This window comes from Enterococcus sp. 12C11_DIV0727, from assembly GCF_002148425.2.
Taxonomy (GTDB): Bacteria; Bacillota; Bacilli; order Lactobacillales; family Enterococcaceae; genus Enterococcus_L; species Enterococcus_L lemimoniae.
This window is the reverse complement of sequence record NZ_CP147248.1, coordinates 134,269-154,506: the sequence shown is the minus strand read 5'-3', so window position 1 is coordinate 154,506 and position 20,238 is coordinate 134,269. Positions and strand designations below refer to the sequence as shown.

The 20,238-nt window shown below is 35.5% G+C and carries 23 protein-coding genes and 1 riboswitch; all 23 genes read right to left on the bottom strand.

All coding sequences use genetic code 11. From position 1 onward, the window contains the following. Positions 1-60 precede the first annotated feature (60 nt). Entirely contained in the window at positions 61-2,826 is a 2,766-nt protein-coding gene (locus A5866_RS00770; protein WP_086444652.1) for a helicase C-terminal domain-containing protein, read from the bottom strand. Between the two features lie 319 nt (positions 2,827-3,145). Next, positions 3,146-3,586: a DUF6287 domain-containing protein gene (locus A5866_RS00765; RefSeq protein ID WP_140335128.1), complete on the bottom strand. Its 441-nt coding sequence runs from the start codon at positions 3,584-3,586 to the stop codon at positions 3,146-3,148. A 26-nt stretch (positions 3,587-3,612) separates the two neighbouring features. Further along, positions 3,613-4,113: a hypothetical protein gene (locus A5866_RS00760; RefSeq protein ID WP_176332567.1), complete on the bottom strand. Its 501-nt coding sequence runs from the start codon at positions 4,111-4,113 to the stop codon at positions 3,613-3,615. Further along, positions 4,067-4,237: a hypothetical protein gene (locus tag A5866_RS00755; protein WP_176271478.1), complete on the bottom strand. Its 171-nt coding sequence runs from the start codon at positions 4,235-4,237 to the stop codon at positions 4,067-4,069. Before A5866_RS00755 ends, A5866_RS00760 begins: the two co-directional genes overlap by 47 nt. A gap of 38 nt (positions 4,238-4,275) precedes the next feature. Continuing rightward, positions 4,276-4,695 (bottom strand): VOC family protein, encoded by a 420-nt coding sequence (locus A5866_RS00750; RefSeq protein ID WP_086281666.1) that lies wholly within the window; start codon positions 4,693-4,695, stop codon positions 4,276-4,278. 122 nt (positions 4,696-4,817) lie between these two features. Beyond that, entirely contained in the window at positions 4,818-5,132 is a 315-nt protein-coding gene (locus A5866_RS00745) for an SDR family oxidoreductase (protein ID WP_254907330.1), read from the bottom strand. Positions 5,133-5,160: 28 nt separating this feature from the next. Beyond that, entirely contained in the window at positions 5,161-5,529 is a 369-nt protein-coding gene (locus A5866_RS00740; protein WP_217871572.1) for an SDR family NAD(P)-dependent oxidoreductase, read from the bottom strand. Between the two features lie 143 nt (positions 5,530-5,672). Further along, a complete protein-coding gene (locus tag A5866_RS00735) occupies positions 5,673-6,389 on the bottom strand; it encodes a YcjF family protein (protein WP_086444655.1) in 717 nt (238 codons plus the stop codon). Between the two features lie 204 nt (positions 6,390-6,593). Next, positions 6,594-8,123 carry a hypothetical protein gene (locus tag A5866_RS00730; RefSeq protein ID WP_339099739.1) on the bottom strand — a complete coding sequence of 510 codons (1,530 nt, stop codon included), beginning with the start codon at positions 8,121-8,123 and terminating at the stop codon, positions 6,594-6,596. 264 nt (positions 8,124-8,387) lie between these two features. Then, the gene (locus A5866_RS00725; protein ID WP_086444657.1) at positions 8,388-9,830 is read right to left on the bottom strand and encodes an amino acid permease; all 1,443 of its coding nucleotides are present in this window, start codon (positions 9,828-9,830) and stop codon (positions 8,388-8,390) included. A 384-nt stretch (positions 9,831-10,214) separates the two neighbouring features. Then, positions 10,215-11,027, bottom strand: coding sequence for an ABC transporter permease (locus tag A5866_RS00720; protein WP_086444658.1), 813 nt, complete (start codon positions 11,025-11,027; stop codon positions 10,215-10,217). A 1-nt stretch (position 11,028) separates the two neighbouring features. Then, positions 11,029-11,943 carry an ABC transporter ATP-binding protein gene (locus A5866_RS00715; RefSeq protein WP_086444659.1) on the bottom strand — a complete coding sequence of 305 codons (915 nt, stop codon included), beginning with the start codon at positions 11,941-11,943 and terminating at the stop codon, positions 11,029-11,031. Between the two features lie 3 nt (positions 11,944-11,946). Next, positions 11,947-12,678, bottom strand: coding sequence for a hypothetical protein (locus A5866_RS00710; protein ID WP_086444660.1), 732 nt, complete (start codon positions 12,676-12,678; stop codon positions 11,947-11,949). Between the two features lie 3 nt (positions 12,679-12,681). Continuing rightward, positions 12,682-13,380, bottom strand: coding sequence for a hypothetical protein (locus A5866_RS00705; protein WP_086444661.1), 699 nt, complete (start codon positions 13,378-13,380; stop codon positions 12,682-12,684). Then, complete coding sequence (locus A5866_RS00700) at positions 13,377-14,075, bottom strand: ATP-binding cassette domain-containing protein (protein WP_086444662.1); 699 nt, start codon at positions 14,073-14,075, stop codon at positions 13,377-13,379. The genes A5866_RS00705 and A5866_RS00700 overlap by 4 nt, the downstream gene beginning before the upstream one ends. Position 14,076: 1 nt before the next feature. Next, entirely contained in the window at positions 14,077-14,439 is a 363-nt protein-coding gene (locus A5866_RS00695) for a GntR family transcriptional regulator (protein WP_086281675.1), read from the bottom strand. 166 nt (positions 14,440-14,605) lie between these two features. After that, positions 14,606-15,235: a thiamine phosphate synthase gene (gene thiE / locus A5866_RS00690; protein WP_086444663.1), complete on the bottom strand. Its 630-nt coding sequence runs from the start codon at positions 15,233-15,235 to the stop codon at positions 14,606-14,608. Further along, the gene (thiD, locus tag A5866_RS00685; RefSeq protein ID WP_086444664.1) at positions 15,225-16,043 is read right to left on the bottom strand and encodes a bifunctional hydroxymethylpyrimidine kinase/phosphomethylpyrimidine kinase; all 819 of its coding nucleotides are present in this window, start codon (positions 16,041-16,043) and stop codon (positions 15,225-15,227) included. The genes thiE and thiD overlap by 11 nt, the downstream gene beginning before the upstream one ends. Next, complete coding sequence (gene thiM, locus A5866_RS00680; protein ID WP_086281678.1) at positions 16,040-16,849, bottom strand: hydroxyethylthiazole kinase; 810 nt, start codon at positions 16,847-16,849, stop codon at positions 16,040-16,042. Before thiM ends, thiD begins: the two co-directional genes overlap by 4 nt. Then, entirely contained in the window at positions 16,846-17,514 is a 669-nt protein-coding gene (gene tenA, locus A5866_RS00675; RefSeq protein ID WP_086281679.1) for a thiaminase II, read from the bottom strand. Before tenA ends, thiM begins: the two co-directional genes overlap by 4 nt. A gap of 97 nt (positions 17,515-17,611) precedes the next feature. Next, positions 17,612-17,711, bottom strand: a riboswitch (TPP riboswitch). Positions 17,712-17,791: 80 nt separating this feature from the next. After that, positions 17,792-18,838, bottom strand: a complete 1,047-nt coding sequence (locus tag A5866_RS00670) for a lysylphosphatidylglycerol synthase transmembrane domain-containing protein (protein ID WP_086281680.1) — start codon at positions 18,836-18,838, stop codon at positions 17,792-17,794. Between the two features lie 29 nt (positions 18,839-18,867). Beyond that, entirely contained in the window at positions 18,868-19,146 is a 279-nt protein-coding gene (locus A5866_RS00665; protein WP_086281681.1) for a DUF1294 domain-containing protein, read from the bottom strand. 74 nt (positions 19,147-19,220) lie between these two features. After that, on the bottom strand, positions 19,221-20,129 hold the full coding sequence (locus tag A5866_RS00660; RefSeq protein WP_176271491.1) for a diacylglycerol/lipid kinase family protein: 909 nt from the start codon (positions 20,127-20,129) through the stop codon (positions 19,221-19,223). Between the last annotated feature and the right edge of the window lie 109 nt (positions 20,130-20,238).

Here is a 20,238-nt window from a genome sequence, read left to right as displayed (position 1 = left end):
TTACTGGCTACTATTATAGCAGAAAATCAGTTCATTTTAATAGTATAGTTGCTAAATTTATTATTTTAAAAATTCATTTAGCTCTGAAATGATGTCGCTTAGAGCAGCTTCCTTTACCGGTAGATCTTTAGGTAAGGCTTTTAACATACGTTTTCCATATTTAGCCGTTATCAATCGTCTATCCAACACGACTAAAGCACCTTTATCACCGTCAGATCGAATCAAACGGCCCAGAGCCTGGCGTAAACGTAAAGAAGCTTTCGGCAAAGCTTCATGGGCAAAAGGATTAATGCCTTTTTCTTCAAGATAATCATAACGAGCTTTCACAAAAGGCCTCTTAGGATTTTCAAATGGCAAACGAGTTACGATCAAAAGTGACAATGCTTCACCTGGTAGATCGACACCCTCCCAAAAACTGTCAGCACCTAATAAAATACTATTTTTTGAATGGGCAAAACGTTTCAGAATTTTTTCTCGGCTACCGCTGATTCCTTGAGCTAAAAGTTCTCTACCAGCATTTAGAAATTGTGGATGTAAACGATAATACACACTAGATAAAATTTCATGTGACGTAAACAAAACCAACACAGAGCGGTCTTGGTGCTGTGATAATGCTTCGATCACTTCAGCAATATATCCTGAAAACTCTGCCGCATCAGCCTGACTGATTGCAATTGCTTCTGTAGGAATAAATAAACGGGCATTTTCTTCATAATTATAAGGATCAGGCAATGTTTTAAATAAGACATCCGACAACCCTAATTTATGCGGCAAATATTTTTTATCATGCCCAAATTTCAAGGTTCCACCAGTATATAAGATTCGTTCATAACGACTATACCAAGTCGTCTCTGGCAAAATACTAGCATCTAAATCATTGATTGAAAGTAACGCATAGCCTTGCGGGGTAGTGCTATACTCCTTGATCCAGCGTGGCTGCCATTCGTTGACATAGATATCAAAACAGTCATAAAGAAACACGATCCGCTCAAAGAATTGTAGTAAACTAACAAATATAATGCGTTGAGAGGTAGTAAATTTTTCCAATTGATTTACGATCGACTGCTGCAATCGCGCTTGAATTTCTTGCATCTCGGTCAAAAGGATGTCAATTTTTTGAATTGAAGTCTCACCATTTAACGACAAATGATCGAATACAGGCTTAGTCAACAGATTGGATTCTATATGCTGCTGTTTAGCTTTTGGAAATAACTGATTTATTTCGTAAAACAAATCACTAAATTCTTCTACTAAATCATTCAAGGCTTTCGTATAAATACGCAATAATCGTTGTTCTTGCGTTTTCTTTTCAAAAATTTGGTTAACTTGATCAAACAACTGTTCTTCCTCTAAATATAAGCTTGTTTGTTTTTTGAACGAAGTATAATTAAATTGACGATTTGCAATCTTCCCAGCAATATCGGGCAAATGATGTGCTTCATCAATAATCAAATAAGCACTTTTAGGTAAAAGTGGGACTTCCCTTAGTGTTTCTTGTGCCAAAAAGGCATGATTGACAATCAATACATTGCTTTGTCTGACCTTCTTATAAAGAAAATGAACAAAGTCTTCCTGATACAAGGGATCATGATTAGATAAAAAATCAATCCCACGATGGGCAACGTCCCGCCAAAAAACATGATTAAAATTCGTTAATTGCAACTCATCAAGGTCACCTGTTTCTGTATCCACCAACCAAACTAAGACACCCATTTGATATAGAGCATATTGCTTTTGCTGCAAAGGGTTTTTCAAAGTATCCTTAAACCGCTGTAAATCTAGATAATGACGATGACTTTTAATGATCGTAGCATTGAGTGATTTAGGACAAATTTGATTTGCTAAAGGAATATCTTTTTCTATCAATTGATTTTGCAGGACGATCGAAACCGTGCTGATAATAACTGGATTATCTGGTGTAGCCAGATAACTTAATGGAAATAAAAAGCCCAGCGTTTTTCCCGTTCCCGTCGCTGCTTCAATAAATAAATTTTTGTTTTCAGCAGTTGTAAAATGCTCATAGACTAAGTTCATCATACGACTTTGTTCTGAACGATAAACGATCTTATCTTTAAAAAGTTTTTCTTTGGCTTTTTTCTTATGAGGAAAAACGGCATGTTCATATAACTTTTCTTCATAAAGCGGAACTTCTTTTCTTCTTAACGCAATGCCAGAAACAACATGTTGCTCTTTTGCCAAAGGTTGAATATCTTGTTTCATTTCTTCATATATATCATGGATATAAGAGCTAGTATCCATACCTGTTTGTTGACTTAAGCGATCGATTACTTCCATTGTAATTAATGGTAAGCGGCGCATTTTTGCTTCGATCAATAGTAATAGTTCAGCCGTCACTTGTGCATCACTATCCGCTTGATGAGGATTATCATGTACTAAACCTAAACTCTCAGACAAATCCCCTAAACGAAAACTCTTTTCTGTCGGTAAAAAAATCTGAGCCAACTCCACCGTATCAATACCTGGAATCTGCAATTTTGGTGTACCACAACGGGTCAATTCTTGCGCTAAAAATGAATAATCAAAAAAGATATTATGTGCCACAAATACCGTATCAGCTAATAAGTTATAGATCGTTAGTGCCACATCCTCAAAATAAGGCGCCTTTTGTACACGGCTATTACTAATACCTGTCAACTGCTGAATCTGTTTGGAAATGGCCTGATTGGGGTTGATGTCAGTAGCAAAACGGGAAATGATTTTTCCTTCTTGGATCAACACACAGCCAAACTGGATAATCCGATCTACCTTTGGATCGGTTCCCGTCGTCTCTAGATCCACTACTGCGTATGTTTGTTTCTTTCTCATTGACTTCCCCGCCTTTCCTCTATCCTTGAAAATTATACTACAAAACAGAAGTTTTTTTTAGTCTTAGTTTAAAAGGTTTGAAAGTAAAAGGATTTTAGCTGCTTTTTTGGAAGTGATTCGGCGATGCGCACTGAAAAACACGTGCTTCCTTCATTTTCTAAGTGCTGAAGCATTAAGTGTTGAAGGCTCCTGAAATAAGCCAGCACTCACAAAAATTCGAAGAACAATTTTCGTGAATACTGACTTATTCTCGGGCCTAAACGCTTACCTCTACTTTATATTTCTATAATCAGCTTTTTTTAAATTGATTCTATCTAATTTATTGTCTGTAATAATAACTATCTGAAGAATAGTTTCCACCTTGCTGTGTGATTATTAACCTAGGTTTCGTACTATCTGAACTATCACCATCCGGATTTTTGAACCCTATTTTATACAGACCAAGTGCTGCACCACCAGGACCACCTGCGCTTAAACTTGCAAATGGAACCTTACTTGTTTTATCAGATTCCGGTACCCCATGAACTACAAACGCCATATTGGTTGTACCGTCAGTATTTATGATTAAAACATCATTCTTACAGTTTTTCCAGGTTCCGATCAACGAAGTGAAATCGCCATTGTTTATCGCTTCAATATTTAAATCATTATCAGAGATATCCTTTTGGTTTTCTAACAGAGCTAAAGCAATATCGTCATAATCAGTTTTTAAATAAACCTTAGCAGGTGATGTAGTTGGAGCAGAGGGATATTTTTTCATGCCATAATGTTCTATAAAACCATCCCCTAAAGGCAAATAATATATATATATCTATCCTCAGAACCTAGTTCTTGAATGTGGATGCTTTTATACACATCTGATACCGATGTATTAAATGTTATTTGATTGCTTCTAACCCTCTCGATCGTGTATCCTATTTTGTTCCCAACGCCTAGATTAGCAATTACTCGAGCGTACTCTATTTGTGAATCTTCATAATTTAATTCTAATTGTGCGGTAGCTTCACTTTTTATTCCTGCTTCTTGCTTTGAATTACTATCGAATGTTGAACTTGATGTAGAAATCTTTGCTGTATCTTTTAGACTAGTATCAGTGCTAGCCCCATTAATTGCTCTCTCATTTTTATTATTTCCACAACCGCTAAAAATGGAAATTGCAATTAATACTATAGAAAGGTTTAGAAAATTTCTACGTTTTCTAAAAAAAGGTAGCATCTTTTTAAAATGTAGTTTTTTCATTTCAATCCTTTTTGGCTCCTTTATTTTTCGCTTTTTTCTTGCTGTCAAAAATTCCAGCAGCTCCTATGGCTACACCCAAGGCTATTCCTAAAGCTAAATTATCGAAAATCAAACCAAATGCTACACCTAAACAAATACCAATTGCTATAGAATCACCATTATTTTTAATCATCTTTTCCCCCTCTTAAAGAAATAAACTTAGTTATCACCTTATAATCGTTCACTCATAGGATGATCTTCATCAAACTGGACTAAATCCCATAAATTACCATAAAGATCTTTAAACACGGCCACGATTCCATAGTCAGCCTCTTTAGGTTCTCTAACAAACTCGATTTGGTTTGCAACCATGTGAGTATAATCTCTATAAAAATCATCCGTAGCTAAAAATAGAAATACTCGGCCACCTGCTTGATTGCCAATAAACTCATGCTGAATCGGTTTCGATGCTCTTGCTAATAAAATAGTTGTACCTTTTGAATTTGGTGGTGCTATTACCACCCATCTTTTTCCTTGCTCTGGTTGATACGTGTCCTCTATCAAAGTAAAATGAAGTTTTTGAGTATAAAAAGCAATTGCCTCGTCATAATCATCAACGACTAAAGCAATGTGAACAATCGATTGTTTCATAAAAAGAGCTCCTTTTTGGTTTTAGCGTTTCTGAATTCGTCAGTTTGAACTCAATCTTTTTTATACGAATCAGTAAGTCCTTTCTCCTCCCTGTGAAGTTAGAAGCACTATCCTATTTTCATTCACCTTAAATAACCACCATTATTCAAATCAAAAGTAGCTCCAGTATAATGATTACTCTCATCTGATAGTAAGAAATTCGCAGTATTTGCCACATCATTTGCTGATACTGCTTCTTTAATCAGATGATGAGCGTAATATTCTTCTTTTCGCCATGTAGGAATTTTTTCCATCATTTTTGTCTCGATCATCGTTGGCGCAACAGTATTGACCAAAACAGTTTCAAAAAAACGTAGTGCTAAACTCTTTGTTAACCCGATAATCGCTGCTTTGGATAAACCGTATAGCGCATCTGAACTGCCTTCTTGTCCCGAAATAGAAGATATATTGATGATCTTTCCCTTTTTAATTATTCAATTGCAGATTTTCTATAAAAAATTTTGAGCAGATCGTTGGTCCCTTAATATTAACATTTAAAACAGTATCCATCATTGCTTCATTATAATCCAGAAGACTTTTCCCTTTGTAAATACCTGCATTATTCACTAGTCCAATTATAGTAGGATCATCTTTTAACTGATTAAAAAATTGTTGTGTATCATTATAATGACTAATATCAAGGATGCTAGTTTGACAATTTGGCAACTGTTCAAGTTCCTTGAGAGAGGCGGCATTTATGTCTACGGCAATTACATCCAAGCCTTCATTGACACTCCTCTCACAGATGGCCTTGCCAAGTCCGCCTCCAGCACCGGTCACAATTATCTTTTTCAAGTTCAAATCCCTCCATTTTTTATACGTCTATATTTACTTTATCTCTTACTCGCTGCCTTTACAAGCTCGTTTAGGATAATGAATCAAAAAGTAGCGTAGTCAAATAGAAGAATCATTTTTCAACTTTTATTGACAAGTATTTTTTATTTTGTTTTTTTGCCCGAATTTTGTACTGCTTTAAACAATGTTTGAAATTGCCCTTTAAATGTCATTGTCTGCTCAAAAATATCTTCGCCATCATTTAACATTTTTACCGTCACCCATCCCAAAGTTTCAGTAATTGTGCTTGCAACTGTTGCATTGATTGCAGCTCCCGCAACAGTCCCCACTGCTGGAATAAATTTGAGTATATTACCAACAGCACTTTTTCCTAGGCCCACAACGATGATTTCTTTACCGATACTTTTCCCCATACTTTCTGACCATGATTGGCCAAATAACTTATGCAAACGAGCCAACATGGTTAATTGTACAGGGACAAGTAACACTGCATCTGAAAAAGGGATCGGTGAACAACCGATGATTGCAGCGGTCAAGGATGCTGCATGAACAGTTTTATGACATTTTTTACGAGTCTCTGCATCCACGCCCTGCAAAAACTCATCAAAAATACCATCAAATTGATTTTTGCTTTTAGCTAAAATTTGTTCAGCACGTTCTTTCGATTTTCCATAACTATTCAAAATGATCGTAGCTGTCTTTTGAGGAAATTTTTTGATTACTTCAGCAAAAAAGGATTCAAATTCTTTTTCTTCTTTGTCCTCTACAACTAACGTTTCTTTTTGCTTGGGATTCGGTTTTACTTTCTTAAAAAATGATTTTTTTCCTTCTGCAAGCTTCTTTTCGCCATTTTTTTTCATAGTATTTACCTCCATTATGATCGATCACTATCCGTTTTTTTATAATCTAATCATACCGTAGAAAACTTTTTTCACCAATCAAGATCACTTTTCACTTGTTCATAGTTTATTTTACAAGAATACAAAAAAGAACGAAACAAAAGCAGCTCTTTCAAAAATAAGCTTTTGTCTCGCTCTCAAAATTTATTCATTTTATCCTGATAACTATTTTTCAACTGGCATCAGGCTTAGATTTTGCATATACTGATCCATTAAAATATAGCCTTCTAAACGGCGTAATAAATCAACTGAACAGCGAACTTTTTTACCAAATAACGAACGACTATAGGCAATCTCGCGCATCTCCTTTAGGAAATCATCTAAAGAAGAAACTAAACCACCACAACTCAAGCGACCACAAATCAAGACATCTTCTTTACGTTGTCGCAATACTTGTCCCCAAGAGTAATTCAAATATTCAGCTTGGCTGATTTGAGCAAGTAAGTCAGATCGTAAAACACTCTTCTTTTGAGTAGCGTTTTTCTTTGTTCCTAAGCGCATCCGTTTATTCATAAAACATAGATAGATTTCATCTTCTAAATTTTCCATTTCACTCTTAGAAAAATTAGGGATTTTAGCTGGAGATTCAATACGTTTACTTGCTTTCAATTGTTTAGAAAAACGCGGCCAATTACTTGGTGTTGCTTTTTTGGTTTTTCTTTTTTTGAATACAAGCAATCGAAGATCCAACGGTTCTAACTCAGTGGTTTCTTGCTGTGTTGCATCTGTTGTCTCAGTTTCAGCACTTTCGTTGGATTGCGCCATATGTTTACGTTTCAACTTGATTGATGTGCGTTCTTTTTTCAATGGTTCATTATTTTCGGGTTCTTGCATTTGTGAAGCTGTAGTTTTTTCTTCTGCTAGGGAATCTTCTTGAATTGGTTTTTTCGCCAATTCGTTCTCCAGCTTTTTTTCTGGTTGCGCTCCTGCTGCTTCCTTGGGTTCTACTGGGAGTTCTGTAGTATCCGCTATAATTTCTGCTTCAACAACCGCTTCTTCAACAAGCTTAATATCCATATCTACAGCAACTGTTTCATCAGAATCAGTGATTTTTGTTTCTTCAACCTTGTCTTCTTCAATCACTAAAGGTTGCGCTCGTTTAAGATGAATCGTTTGAATACTTCTTGAAATAATGGGGTCATTTTTAGCTGCAGATAGCTCCATTTTTCCGTGATTGATCGTCTCAGTTAAATCCGTAATCATTTTACGTAAACGGAAAATCTCATTTGACGTTTCAAGCATCTGCTTCATCATTCCCTGTATTTCCCCAGAATTTAATGTAGGCTCACCTTTATAAGCTAGAGATCTGTCTTGTTTTTCAAGCGTAATTTCCTCGAACCACTGCTTTAAGTTCATCCGAAGCTCTCTTCTCGTAGGCTCAAAACTTCCCATTAATAATGTATAGTACATAATTTCAGTTTCAACATACATATAAATCTTCTTGACTACCAGTTCTTCAAACTCTTCGGTTTCGTCCCAGCTATCGCAGATTGCTTCAAAAAAAGCTTCACCTTCAGCTAAATTTTGGTAATCTTTTGCTAAATTTAGTTTTCGCACTAAATAAAATGAATACGGCGTATCAACATTATCGGCGTAAATCTCACGACCTAAATAATCGGGATCAACTTCTTTGCAAAGATATGTTGATCTTTCTTCTTTTTCTGATTGACGTTGTCGCTTACTAATCGTTCTCACTTCCTCAATTTTTTTCCTTTATAAATCGTATCATTTTTTTAGAAAAAAAAACAGTCTTCCTCTCTATTATACCGATAAAAAGAAAAAAATGTTCTCATTTTTTTACGAATATACGTAATTAAAAGAAAATCATGATAAAAATTTCATTTTAAATATGATTACAGGTTCAGAAAAAAATATTTTTTTCCAATACTAACAATCGTTTATGTCTAATAAAAAATAAGAGGGAAAAACACTCTTATTGAGTCTCTTTCCCTCTTTATTTTAATTAACTTGCGCTTTCTTTTTGTCACGACGAGCTAAAGCAGGTAAAATCATCCCTAATAAAATCAACACGACGGGTGTAATAATATTAGAAGCTAATTGGAAGAACCAAGCTTTCGGGTCTACCGCAAAATCGACCTTTGGTACCATTCCTAAAATACAAGCGAATGCTGTGAATAAGAAACACCATAAGCCAAATCCAAAAGCGATTTTAGGATTTTTAATAAATTTGTATTCAGATCGATAATTTTTATACGCTTTATTTAGCATCATATAAGCAAAAAACACCCATAGGTAACGCATCGGCATCACAACAGAATTTAAGTTGGTCAACCATTTGACTAATTCTTTGATATTCTCGATCCCAAACATTGGTAAGACAATAATAATACTAACTAAGATACCTGTTAACAAATAGCCATTGACCAAGGTACCTTTTTTACTTCTTTTACGTAATGCTGCTGGAACGTAGTCAGGATCTGCATCGGCCAAAAGAATTTGTAATGGAGCATCGATTGAGAAGGCTAAAGCAGATATTTGCCCAATTCCATTAGTGATTGCATAGATGATCATTAATAAATTCCCTACACCATAATACTCACCTAATAGTTGGAAAGCAGTGTAGGCTCCATTGGCCATCAAGTCTTCTGGAATATTGTTACTTGCAAATAACATCCCCATCGCAAATGAACCTAAGACAGCTGAAACACCAACCATTGCCGCTAAGAAAATCATCCCTTTTGGAAATTCTTTTGCTGGATTTCTCATTGAGTTCACATAAGGTGAAATTTTTTCAGCCCCACCAACAGCAAATACCAACATGGAAACTGTCGTAAAGTAACTAAAATCAAATTTAGGAATATACGTACTGATTTTATCCATATGAGGTGTCGCAAATTCAACACTAGAATTCATCATTGGTGCACCAATTGCTAGTAGGATAAATAGCATAGACATGACAAAAATTGCCGTTCCTGCCATTCCCCCAATAACTTTTAAGGTCATTAACCCCTTAGTAGACAATAGCAAGAAGATCAAGAAAATCGCCAACGAAATCAACGAAATCCCTACAACAGAAAAATTATTTACAATATCACCATTGCCTTGTACTGCCCAACCAAAAGCGATCAAGACTAGCTGAGGCTTTTGGGCTAAATACGGAATATGTACGACCCAGTATGTCCAAGCAGCATAATAAGCTAAACGCTTCGTACTCGTATTTTGGACCCAAGAACTAACTCCGCCACTACTTTCCTTAAAAGTTGACCCAAGTTGTCCGACGATCAACGCATAGGGAATAAAATATAAGACCAAAATCAATACCCATGACGTTACAACGGAAATCCCTTGTTGTGCATAGTTATTCACTACATTACCTAAGCCCCAAACCATGTTGAAGGCAATTAGGCCAACGGTAAACCATCGCATTTGCTTTTGTTCCATCAAAACACTCCTATTCATAATCAACTATAAAATATCTTTTTAATCATAATCATTTTTAAGAGTTTAGACAAGCTTTCACATGCATAAATATTGATTTTATCAGCAATTTATTAGATTAAAATTCCGAATATCCAGCTTCTCTAATAAAAGATTTCTTCTTTTTTAAAACAAAAGACCGAAACCTTTCTAATACAAAGTTTCGGACATTATCGTCACTTCTAATTTATTTGTTTTTTCTCATCCATATTAAAATATGACTATTAATACTAAAGAAGAACAGAAATTCATACACCTATGGATCAATCAACTCGGAACAATTGAACCGTTGCAGACAAACATTTACAATGGTTTCAATAATCATGCTAACACCTCTGTACGAAACGATTAGCTAAGTGAAACATCTCGCTTCTTGAACAATAGCTGCATGACTAAATAAATAATCAAACTATACACTAAAATTCCGCCAGCCATTTGCCAGAAATTCAAGTACGCTGGATAACTATTCTCAGCACCAGTGTTCTCCATGATCGTATTCTTGATATTGAGCATATTAAACGGATTCCATTTCAACCATTGATGTTTTGGGATCACAACATTTAAAAATGAATTAATAATACTACTACCAAACAAAACACCTAATCCAACACCCACAGCTAAACTTTGTGAACGAATTGCAGCTGAGATAAATAATGTGATCGTACTATATAATAGAAGGAGCAATAGATTTGCTCCTGCATGAGCACCCGCGACCGTCAACGCATTCCAACCGTGATAACCATTGACCACATCAAATGGTGATTGGCTATTTAGCAATAAATTTGCCGAAACAAGACTACTAATATACAAAATAACCGTTCCGATTACACTATAAATCAAGCAAACAACAAATTTTGAAAAAAGAATCTGACTTCTTGAAAATGGACGAATCAACAAAAATTTGATTGTTCCTCGACTAAACTCTTCCGATACGATCGAGGCCGCTACAATAACAACGAATAAATTAAGAAATGAAGTCATTTCAGTCAAACTTGCAAACAAATCATTGGCTTTCATCATGATTTCTCCATTATGTGATTTGGTTGTTGATCTAACTAACAACGTAATCCCAAACGTCATTGCGACTAATATAAGCCACATGATCCAAGAGGATTTCTTCTTAATTAGTTTTAGCCATTCATTTTTTATCAGCACGCTCATCTTATAATCCTCCATCTTCTGTCCAGCGCAAGAAATTCTCTTCTAGAGAATCGACATGCACTTTCAACTCTTTGATTCCAATCCCATTTTCTACTAATTGTTTGACTAAGACTGTTCGAGTATCTTCACTCAGTTCAATCTTTAGGTAATTACCGTCTACGCTTACAACGTAGTCAGCTTCTTTTAAGAAATCCAACGCTTGTTTTTGTTGATCTGTTTCTACTAATAGAACTAACTTATTTTCATCTGCTGGATTATTCATTGGCCCGACATAGGTAATTTCCCCTTTTTGAACGATGACTAAGTCATCACACAATAACTCCATATCACTCAATTGATGGCTAGAAATCAGCACCCCAACACCTTGTGCTTTCAGCGCTTGAATCATTTCTCGAAATTCGCGCATTCCTTTTGGGTCTAACCCATTCATTGGTTCGTCCAACAGTAAGAGATCCGGCTGATGTAAAATTGCTTGTGCCACACCTAATCTTTGACGCATTCCCAATGAATAGGTTTTAACCTTTTGATCGATGTTATTTTCTAAATGAACACTAGAAATCACTTGATTCAATGCTTCATCGGTTATTGTTTTTTGGGCCATGCGAACATACTGCATGAGGTTTTCCCTACCCGTCATATAATTATAAAATTCCGGATTTTCAACAATAGCCCCGACATGTGCCATTGCTTCTTTGAAATTGGTAGAAAGGAATTGACCATTGATTTGGATTGAGCCTTGATCATGACTCATCAACCCTACTAACATGCGAATGATCGTAGTTTTCCCAGCGCCGTTAGGTCCTAACAGACCAGTAACTTTCCCACTAGCAACCGTAAATGACGCTTCTTTAATGATCTTTTTTTTACCAATATGTTTGGAAATCGTTTCAACATTTAATACTTGTTTATTCTCCATACGCTACCCTCTTTCTGCTTCAATATAATTTCTTAAAATAAAAATACTTGCTATACTACATAGGATAAGTAAAAGCATATCAAAAACTAAATCCTCTAGATACAAAGGGACATAGCCGATAATAATTTTAAACTGATGATTATCTATAAACGCAATTTTTTTGTACCCCTCTAAAAGTTGGTTACTAACGGTTACTTCTCCTGTAAACAATAGAAGAAAAAGTAGCAACTTTGAAACACTTTGTAACTTAACTGCTACTCTAGCACTGATCAAACTGCTTAATAAATAAACAAATTGAAATAAGACTGATGCTGAAAAAAACAGATAACTAGCAATAAAAAGATGTTTCCAATATTCTTGAAAAGCGAACATATCCACTTGTTTATCCAAAAGAAAAACTAATCCAACAAAGCCAAAGTAGTAAATAAATGAAAGCATCGTCGTTGTGAACCAACTAAATAAAATATTACTAAAATAGAACATTCCCTCACTGATTGGTAGTAAACGGTACTGACTTTTTTTCCAACTTTTGATTTGACGGTACATCTCCCAAACAAAACTAGCAAGCAAGAAGAAAAACACTAAGACCAAAATAATCTGCGCTATTCCTTCAATATGAATGTGCTGAAACCCTACTTTATATATCATGAATCCACCAATCAATAGAAAAGCAAAACTACTGAATACCCAAAATAACCGACTTTCTTTTCGATATTCCTTCCATAGCAACCACATTTATTAATCCCCCGCTTCCACATATCGATTGATTACCCAAATAATTAAGCTAAAATAAAGGCTAGCGGTTACTAATTGTACAATCATCCGGAAATAGACTTCGTGTTGTAAACCAAAATAGGTCATTACAATCCCTTTTGCTGCCCCTAAATCAAACCCTGATAAATAATCGATCAGAATCATAAATAAAATGAATAAAACAATTTCTAAAACCCAGCGAAATCTTTTTTGTACGAACTGATTCATAGCAGAATAAATACAAACCAGAAATTGCACCACTAAAAACAACACTACACTATCGATGACTGCAGCCACAACTTCAATCCACGTCGCATCCAAAATAAATGGTATCTTGAGTGCCAGATAATTGATCATTACACCAATAATCACGTTTCCTATAAAAAAGATAATTCCTACAAGCATACTAAAAATTAAATTATAAACATACAACCTGCTTGTACTGATCGGCAGTAATCGAAAATCGGCTGTTCGAAAAAATTGGTAGATCCGAGTTGATTCTAATACGAAAAAAAGTAAAAAGTAAATCATCAATGAAAAAAGTAAAAAGGCCCGACTAAAATCTGTGGATTGTTGATTTATGTTATAGACATTGGCAAGTCCAAGTAAGAACGTAAGAATCAACGTAGTGCTATACAGGAATAGATTTTTTTTTGAAAAGAATAAACGAAATAATTTGATCATATTTCGTACACCTCACGATATAAATCTTCTAAATCTTTATGTTTTACTTCTTTGATTGTTTCTAACGACTCATGTAAAATAATCTGTCCATCTCGTAAAAACATCACTTCATCAATAATAGTTTCGATTTCTCTTAACTGGTGTGTTGTGATAATGATCGTACTTCCTTCATCAAACCATTTCAGTAAGAATTGAATGATTTTTTCTCTTGATAATAAATCAACACCACTTAATGGTTCATCTAATAAATATAATTTGGCTCTCCTAGCTAAGGTCATGCTTAAAGCAAATTTTTCTGCATTCCCTTTTGATAGATTTCCTATTTTTTCCGACACACTCAAATTCATGAAACGCAACAATTCATACGCCCTTCGTTTATCAAAATCTGGATAAAAATGCGCATAGAATGAAATAACTTCTTCTAATTGTTGATTTGCTTGAAAATTATTTTGATCTTCTAAATACGCCACAAATGATTTGGTCTTTGTTCCAACGGCGCAATTATCGATCAACATTTTTCCTTTCCAATTTAATGCTAAGCCAGAAAGCAAGCGCATGATGGTTGTTTTTCCAGAACCATTTTCACCAATCAAGGCAATGATTTTCCCTGATGAAACAGAAAAATCCAACTGGTTAAAAATTTGTTTTCTTCCTTTACGGTAGCTTAATTGTTGAATCTTAACTAATTCCTCCATGTTATTTCTTCCTTTCGATATACTCTCCCAATAAATCGCTCGCTTTTTTTTCTGACCATCCAAACTTGTTCATTTCAGCTAAAAAGTTCTCAATGACTTGTTCAACCGCTTGATTTTGCAAATCTTTAATTTTTTCAGTATCTTCTGTTACAAAACGCCCTAAGCCGCGTTTAGAAAACAGAATGTCCTCCCGCTCCAATTCTTGCAAAGCACGTTGCACGGTATTTGGATTCGTAGCTAATTCAACTGCCATTTCTCTCACGGCTTTTACTTTGTCTCCCGGTTGCAATTTTTCAGAAACGATTTGCTGAATGATAAAATCCATTATTTGTAAGTAAATCGGCCGATCTGTATGGAAATCCATGGCTTTACCTCCAATTGATTTTCACCTTCACTAGTGTTCTAGTTAGATAGTACACTACTTGCAAAAAAAATTCAATCTCTTTTTAATAAAAAATAAAGAACAAATAAAATCCAACGAAATGGTTTTATTTGCTCTTTGAAAAACCTTGCGTATGCATCTAACCCGCTTAGCTTAAGCTTTTAACAGCTTCGTGAATATCTTTGGCCTGTGTGATTGCGGAGATCACTGCGACACCAGCAACACTTGTTTCTATTATCTGCTCAACATCTCCAGTATTAATACCGCCTATTGCCACAACAGGCTTTTCTGCTAGCTCTGTCAATTTTTGTAGTTTTACTAAACCGATCGGTTGTTTAGCATCTTTTTTCGATAGCGTACCGTAAACAGGTCCAATACCATAATACGTGATAGCGGGCACTTTATTAGCGGTTTGGACTTCCTTTTCATCGTAGCAAGATAAACCAACAATTTTATCAGAGAACAAAGCTAATACATCTTGGATTGCTTGGTCTGTTTGCCCAACATGAATTCCGTCAGCCTCTATTTCTAAGGCTAACGTCACATCATCATTGATCAAAAATGGTACTCGATATTCTTTACATAGTTGTTGGCATCTTTTCGCCATCAGCTTTTTGTCGTTAGGATCGGTCAGACTCCCTTCACCTTTTTCTCGATATTGAAAACATGTGATTCCAGCTTTTAAAGCCTGTTCTAACACTTCCGGTAAAGTTCTATCCTTTATATCTTGTGTTCCTGCAATAAAATAAATGGCTAACATTTCTTGACTAGTTTTCATTGTGTTCTACCTTTCTAAAAGCCCAATGATTGGTTGGTCCATTGCCACAGCCCACTTGAATACCATCTGCAATAGCTACTTGAATAAATCCTTTTGCAGTATGAACGGCCGCCCTTACATCATTTCCCTTGGCTAATTCCGCTGCAATACAAGCCGAAAAAGTACAGCCTGTACCATGTGTATTTTTCGTCTCGATCCTTGTTGCTGACAACCATTCTTGTTGGCCATCTTCGAGTAACAATAAATCAGAGGATTCTGTTCCTTCAAGATGATGACCGCCTTTTACAACGACATTTTTCACACCTAGCAATTGGATTTTTTTTGCAGCGATTACCATATCCTCTTTCGTTGTGATGGTCATGTTTGTGATCACCTCAGCTTCTGGAATATTTGGCGTAATAACAAAAGCTTGCGGCAACAGCTCTTCGATTAAAGCTTTAACAGCGGAATCTTTTAGTAAAGCATGACCACTTTTAGCAATCATTACAGGATCAACAACTAAAGGACCAAAATCAACCGTCTTTAAAAATGCTGAAACAAGTTGCGTGATACTAGCTGTAAACAACATACCCGTTTTTACAGCTGAGATTTTAAAATCTTCATTGATAACGTCTAACTGATCTTGAATTGCTTCTAGGGGAATATCATAAACCTTTTTAACCCCTTGCGTATTTTGAATCGGTAACGCCGTTAAAACAGAGGTCCCAAATACAAAACGCTCTTGAAAGGTCTTTAAATCAGCTTGCATTCCCGCTCCGCCGCCACTGTCAAACCCTGCAATCGTTAACACTTGGATCGTTTCATTCATTTTTCAGCCATCCTTTCAATTCTCGCTTTTGCCTGAACCAATATACTATCTAATCCCGATAGTTGATCTAATAAGTACGTTCTAAATGACCCGACAGAAACACTTGTTAACTGCTCCGCTACAAGCTCTCCTGCTAAAGCATACATTGTACTTGCAACAACGACACTTTCTAAAGTAGACTCCTTAGCAACTGCTAAGAAAGCTCCACAAACACATCCATGTAAACAACCTGCTCCGGTCATCTTCGTAAAATATGGTGTTCCATTTTTAACAAAATAAGTTTGCTTGCCATCTGTTATCGTATCTGTTTCACCACTTACTGCAATAAAACAATTCACATCAAGTGCTAGTTTTTCGGCAATTTCAGTAATATCTGCTGATCCAGTTCCAGCATCTACTCCTTTAGCAGCCCAAGCCGTTCCACTTAACGCTGCAATTTCTCCGGCATTTCCCCGAATCAATGTTGGTTTGACCTGGCTCAATAATTGCTCAACCGCCTGCTTACGATAATTTGTCGCGCCGGCGCCAACAGGATCTAAAACAACCGGTTTTCCTAATTCGTTCGCTTTTTTACCAGCAAGAATCATCGCAGCTAATTGTTCGTCATTCAACGTCCCCATATTCAACACTATAACATCAGCAATCACCGCCACTTCTTCCATTTCAGCAAGTGTACTCGACATAAATGGTGATGCTCCGATTGCCAGTAATCCATTAGCTGAATCGTTTGCAACTACAATATTAGTAATAGTATGAACTAACGGATTTTTCATGCGTAAGGTATCAATCAATTGATAGTTGATCATCTTTTTAACCCCCATTTTTGTTTTGTATAAGCCATTTCCCAAAAATTCAATTCTTCATAACTACTAACAATAAAGGCTTGCTTCATCAATAATTGCTCATCGAAAGAAGCTTGGTGGGCTAGCTGATCCGTCAATTGAATTTGCCTGCGAACCGCATTCTGATAGCTTTCACTATCATAGGTTTCGATCCACCTTTGATACAACGGATCTGGTGAACCATTTGCTATTAATTCTTCGCCAATTTCTTGATATAACCAATAACAAGGCAATAAGGCTGCTGCAATCCTAGCTATGCTTTTGCTTTCAACTTCTCTATACATATGTGAGGTATAATGATAGGCTGCTGGTGCAATCGGTGTTTGACTGATTTCCTCTTTTGAGACTTTTAATTTTTTGAAAAAGGTTTTTCTAACTGATATTTCTGCGGCTTCTAAACTTTTTACACCGTCTAAAAAACAGCTTCTGACTTCTTTATCTATTGCTAATTCTGCAGCTTTTAAATGAATTTTACTAAATTGCTCCAAATAATACCGATCTTGAATCAGATAAAATCGGAAAATTTCTGGTGGTAATGTTCCAGCTTTTAACTCTAAGATAAATGGATGGTCCTTACTTTCCTGCCAAATTATATCAGCAGATTTTCTTATTTCTTCAGTAAATGTCATACAATTCCTCCTCGATATTTTTGAGAAGAATCTTAAAAACAGAAAAAAACGCCATAAAATGTTAAAGAACCATTTCATAGAGTTTAGCCGTGTTATTCTATTTCTTAGACTACTTCCCTACGCGAGTCTCAACTCACAGGTTCAAAGGGTCCGTTCAAGCGAACATCTCAGTCAAAATGACTCCCCTAGTACTTATCTAAAGTATACCATAGTATTTTGCAAAATCGATAAAAAAAAAGCTTTAAAAATCTTTCGATTCTCAAAGCTTGCCTACACATTATTCTTCTAACGTTTCCTTTTTCTCTTTTCTTGCTGCGGAAAGATCCGTTTTAATATCTCTTCTTTTTTGAATCAATACATAAATAAATCCAATCAGAAAAGGCAAAACAAAACTGCCAAAACGATACAATAACAACGAAGATACTGCATCGACCGTTCCAACAAGCGGTTTGAATAGCAATAAATAAACGAATTCAAACGGTCCAATACCAGCTGGGGTTGGAAATACTCCCGACAAAATAACCGAAAAACTTGTAAAAGAAAGAACCAAAAGAAAATCAATATTTGGATGATTCTCAACGAGCACAACATAAGGAATCACATACCAGAAAAGCAACTTCGCTACATTCCAGCAAAAAATTCGAATCATCGCTGAACGGTCTTTTGTGATAGTTTGAACCGTTTCTCTTAATGAATAAATTTGAAGATTACACTTATCCACCCAGTCACGCAATCTTTTACGTTTAAAATGTTTATTCGTCCACTTTATTAAAATCACTTGAAGATTGATGCTGCTTGAAAGAATCAATAATGAAAAAATAATAACAAAGGTCAGCCCAACACCAACTAAGATAAAAGGAATCATTTTTGGTGCACGTTCATAAAATAAAGAGAACTGAAAAATCAACCCGAGAACAGATAGAAAAATCACTGCTACTTTATACATGATCATATGCAGAGCCGTCACACCAACTCCTTGGGAAACAGCCAGTCCTTTTTTCTTGTAAAAATAAATTTCAGAGAGCAATGTACCCGTCCCAAAAGAAATTACGCGATAAAAAGCCACATAACAAGAGGTAAAAAAACCATCTTTTGTCGTAAAATCCTTTTGAAAATAGGCAGCAATCTCTTTGATCGAGCGTCCTTCCACTATCTGGTAAACGACTCCTAGTAAGATAACTAGGGCAACAACGATCCAACTTGTCTTCATTAATTGAGCAAAGATATCACTGAGTGAATTATCCATCACATAGATGATCACTCCAATAAAAATAGCTAACAAGCCGATATTTAGAAAAACTTTTGTCTTGGAATTGCTTTTCATAGTTTCTCCCCACTAAATTGTATTCACGATTATCTTTTATAATGATAATAAATAATTGCAATAGTCACAAGTGTACCAAAAATAAAAGCAAAATAAAAGCGTAATTTTCTTGTCTTGTGATGAAAAAGTTGTTGAGCAAGTAAACCGCCAAATCCTCCTCCAATCAAGCCAATAAATAAGAGTTCAGACTCTGGGACTCGCCATCTTCTTCTTTTCGCTCTTTGTTTATCAAGGTACATTATAAAAAACTCAACCAAATTTACAATGAGTAAATACACCCATGGTAAATGCTTCAACAAACCTGTCATCCTTCTTCCTCCAAAATCATTGTATTAATAGAATACCTTGAAAGAGTATAAGATGTAAAGTTATTTCGACAAGATCACTGTTTTTGCTCTGGTACAAAAACAGTTAGACCATGTTTGATGACGGTCATTTCAACAGGTAGATCCTCACTTGGATCACCATCAACACGAGTACCAATTTTCTTTTCGTTCGAACTTTTAATCGATAGTTCAGCTGCAGTCATATACTTCACATCTGGAATTTCATAGACTTTACCTAAAATAATTTTTGGCAGATAAAAGGCCAATTTGAAAAAATTCAGTTTAGGTAAAATAGTTAGATGGAACAAACCATCATCTGGAGAAGCTGAATCGTCAAAATTTGTATATCCTCCAACAGAATTTGTCATTGTCACTGTAACTAATTGTGTTTTCCCTTGCCATTGTTCTTTTTCAGTTTTGATCTCTAAGCGATAACGTTTTTTCTTAGCCAATAATTTGAAAAAATTTTTCACAAAAATCAATTTCCCATATTTTTGTTTTTCTTTTTGACTGATACGAGCCGCTGTGTCAGCTAAAATCCCAATAGTCATTGTACTGACAATTACTTTTTGATTGATCATTCCATAGTCTATTTTTCTGGTAACTCCTCCTAAAATAACAGCGGCAGCATCTTCAAATTTCAGCGGAATTTCTAAAACTCTTGCCATATTATTAACCGTCCCGCCAGGCAGCAAACCGACTTTTAGATGTGGTAATTCCTCTTTGAAGTCTGCCACATTATGATTGATCGTACCATCTCCACCAATAAAAATCAGTGTATCAATCATTTCACGCTTGGATTTCTCAACGATTTTTTGACTATCACAATCTGGTCCTACTTGTTCTAATAGAAAATGAGTGTCCGCTTGTCCATGATTTCTTGCATAATCAACAAACTGTTCTGCTAATTCTTTGCCTTTGTCTTTCCCAGATGTTTCATTAAAAAGAATCATTACATTTTCCATTGTCATCACGTTTCCTTCCGATTTAAATGTGTAGCAAATGATCCAACCTTGACAGAAAAATAGGAAGTAAGTCACACCTTGTAACTGTACTCCCTCTTTTCAATTTTTA

Coding starts and splice junctions, on each gene's coding strand:
- A5866_RS00770 (WP_086444652.1), bottom strand. CDS start 2,826: ATGAGAAAGAAACAAACATACGCAGTAGTGGATCTAGAGACGACGGGA.
- A5866_RS00765 (WP_140335128.1), bottom strand. CDS start 3,586: ATGAAAAAATATCCCTCTGCTCCAACTACATCACCTGCTAAGGTTTAT.
- A5866_RS00755 (WP_176271478.1), bottom strand. CDS start 4,237: ATGATTAAAAATAATGGTGATTCTATAGCAATTGGTATTTGTTTAGGT.
- A5866_RS00750 (WP_086281666.1), bottom strand. CDS start 4,695: ATGAAACAATCGATTGTTCACATTGCTTTAGTCGTTGATGATTATGAC.
- A5866_RS00735 (WP_086444655.1), bottom strand. CDS start 6,389: ATGAAAAAAAATGGCGAAAAGAAGCTTGCAGAAGGAAAAAAATCATTT.
- A5866_RS00725 (WP_086444657.1), bottom strand. CDS start 9,830: ATGGAACAAAAGCAAATGCGATGGTTTACCGTTGGCCTAATTGCCTTC.
- A5866_RS00720 (WP_086444658.1), bottom strand. CDS start 11,027: ATGAGCGTGCTGATAAAAAATGAATGGCTAAAACTAATTAAGAAGAAA.
- A5866_RS00715 (WP_086444659.1), bottom strand. CDS start 11,943: ATGGAGAATAAACAAGTATTAAATGTTGAAACGATTTCCAAACATATT.
- A5866_RS00710 (WP_086444660.1), bottom strand. CDS start 12,678: ATGTGGTTGCTATGGAAGGAATATCGAAAAGAAAGTCGGTTATTTTGG.
- A5866_RS00705 (WP_086444661.1), bottom strand. CDS start 13,380: ATGATCAAATTATTTCGTTTATTCTTTTCAAAAAAAAATCTATTCCTG.
- A5866_RS00700 (WP_086444662.1), bottom strand. CDS start 14,075: ATGGAGGAATTAGTTAAGATTCAACAATTAAGCTACCGTAAAGGAAGA.
- A5866_RS00695 (WP_086281675.1), bottom strand. CDS start 14,439: ATGGATTTCCATACAGATCGGCCGATTTACTTACAAATAATGGATTTT.
- thiE (WP_086444663.1), bottom strand. CDS start 15,235: ATGAAAACTAGTCAAGAAATGTTAGCCATTTATTTTATTGCAGGAACA.
- thiD (WP_086444664.1), bottom strand. CDS start 16,043: ATGAATGAAACGATCCAAGTGTTAACGATTGCAGGGTTTGACAGTGGC.
- thiM (WP_086281678.1), bottom strand. CDS start 16,849: ATGATCAACTATCAATTGATTGATACCTTACGCATGAAAAATCCGTTA.
- tenA (WP_086281679.1), bottom strand. CDS start 17,514: ATGACATTTACTGAAGAAATAAGAAAATCTGCTGATATAATTTGGCAG.
- A5866_RS00670 (WP_086281680.1), bottom strand. CDS start 18,838: ATGAAAAGCAATTCCAAGACAAAAGTTTTTCTAAATATCGGCTTGTTA.
- A5866_RS00665 (WP_086281681.1), bottom strand. CDS start 19,146: ATGACAGGTTTGTTGAAGCATTTACCATGGGTGTATTTACTCATTGTA.
- A5866_RS00660 (WP_176271491.1), bottom strand. CDS start 20,129: ATGGAAAATGTAATGATTCTTTTTAATGAAACATCTGGGAAAGACAAA.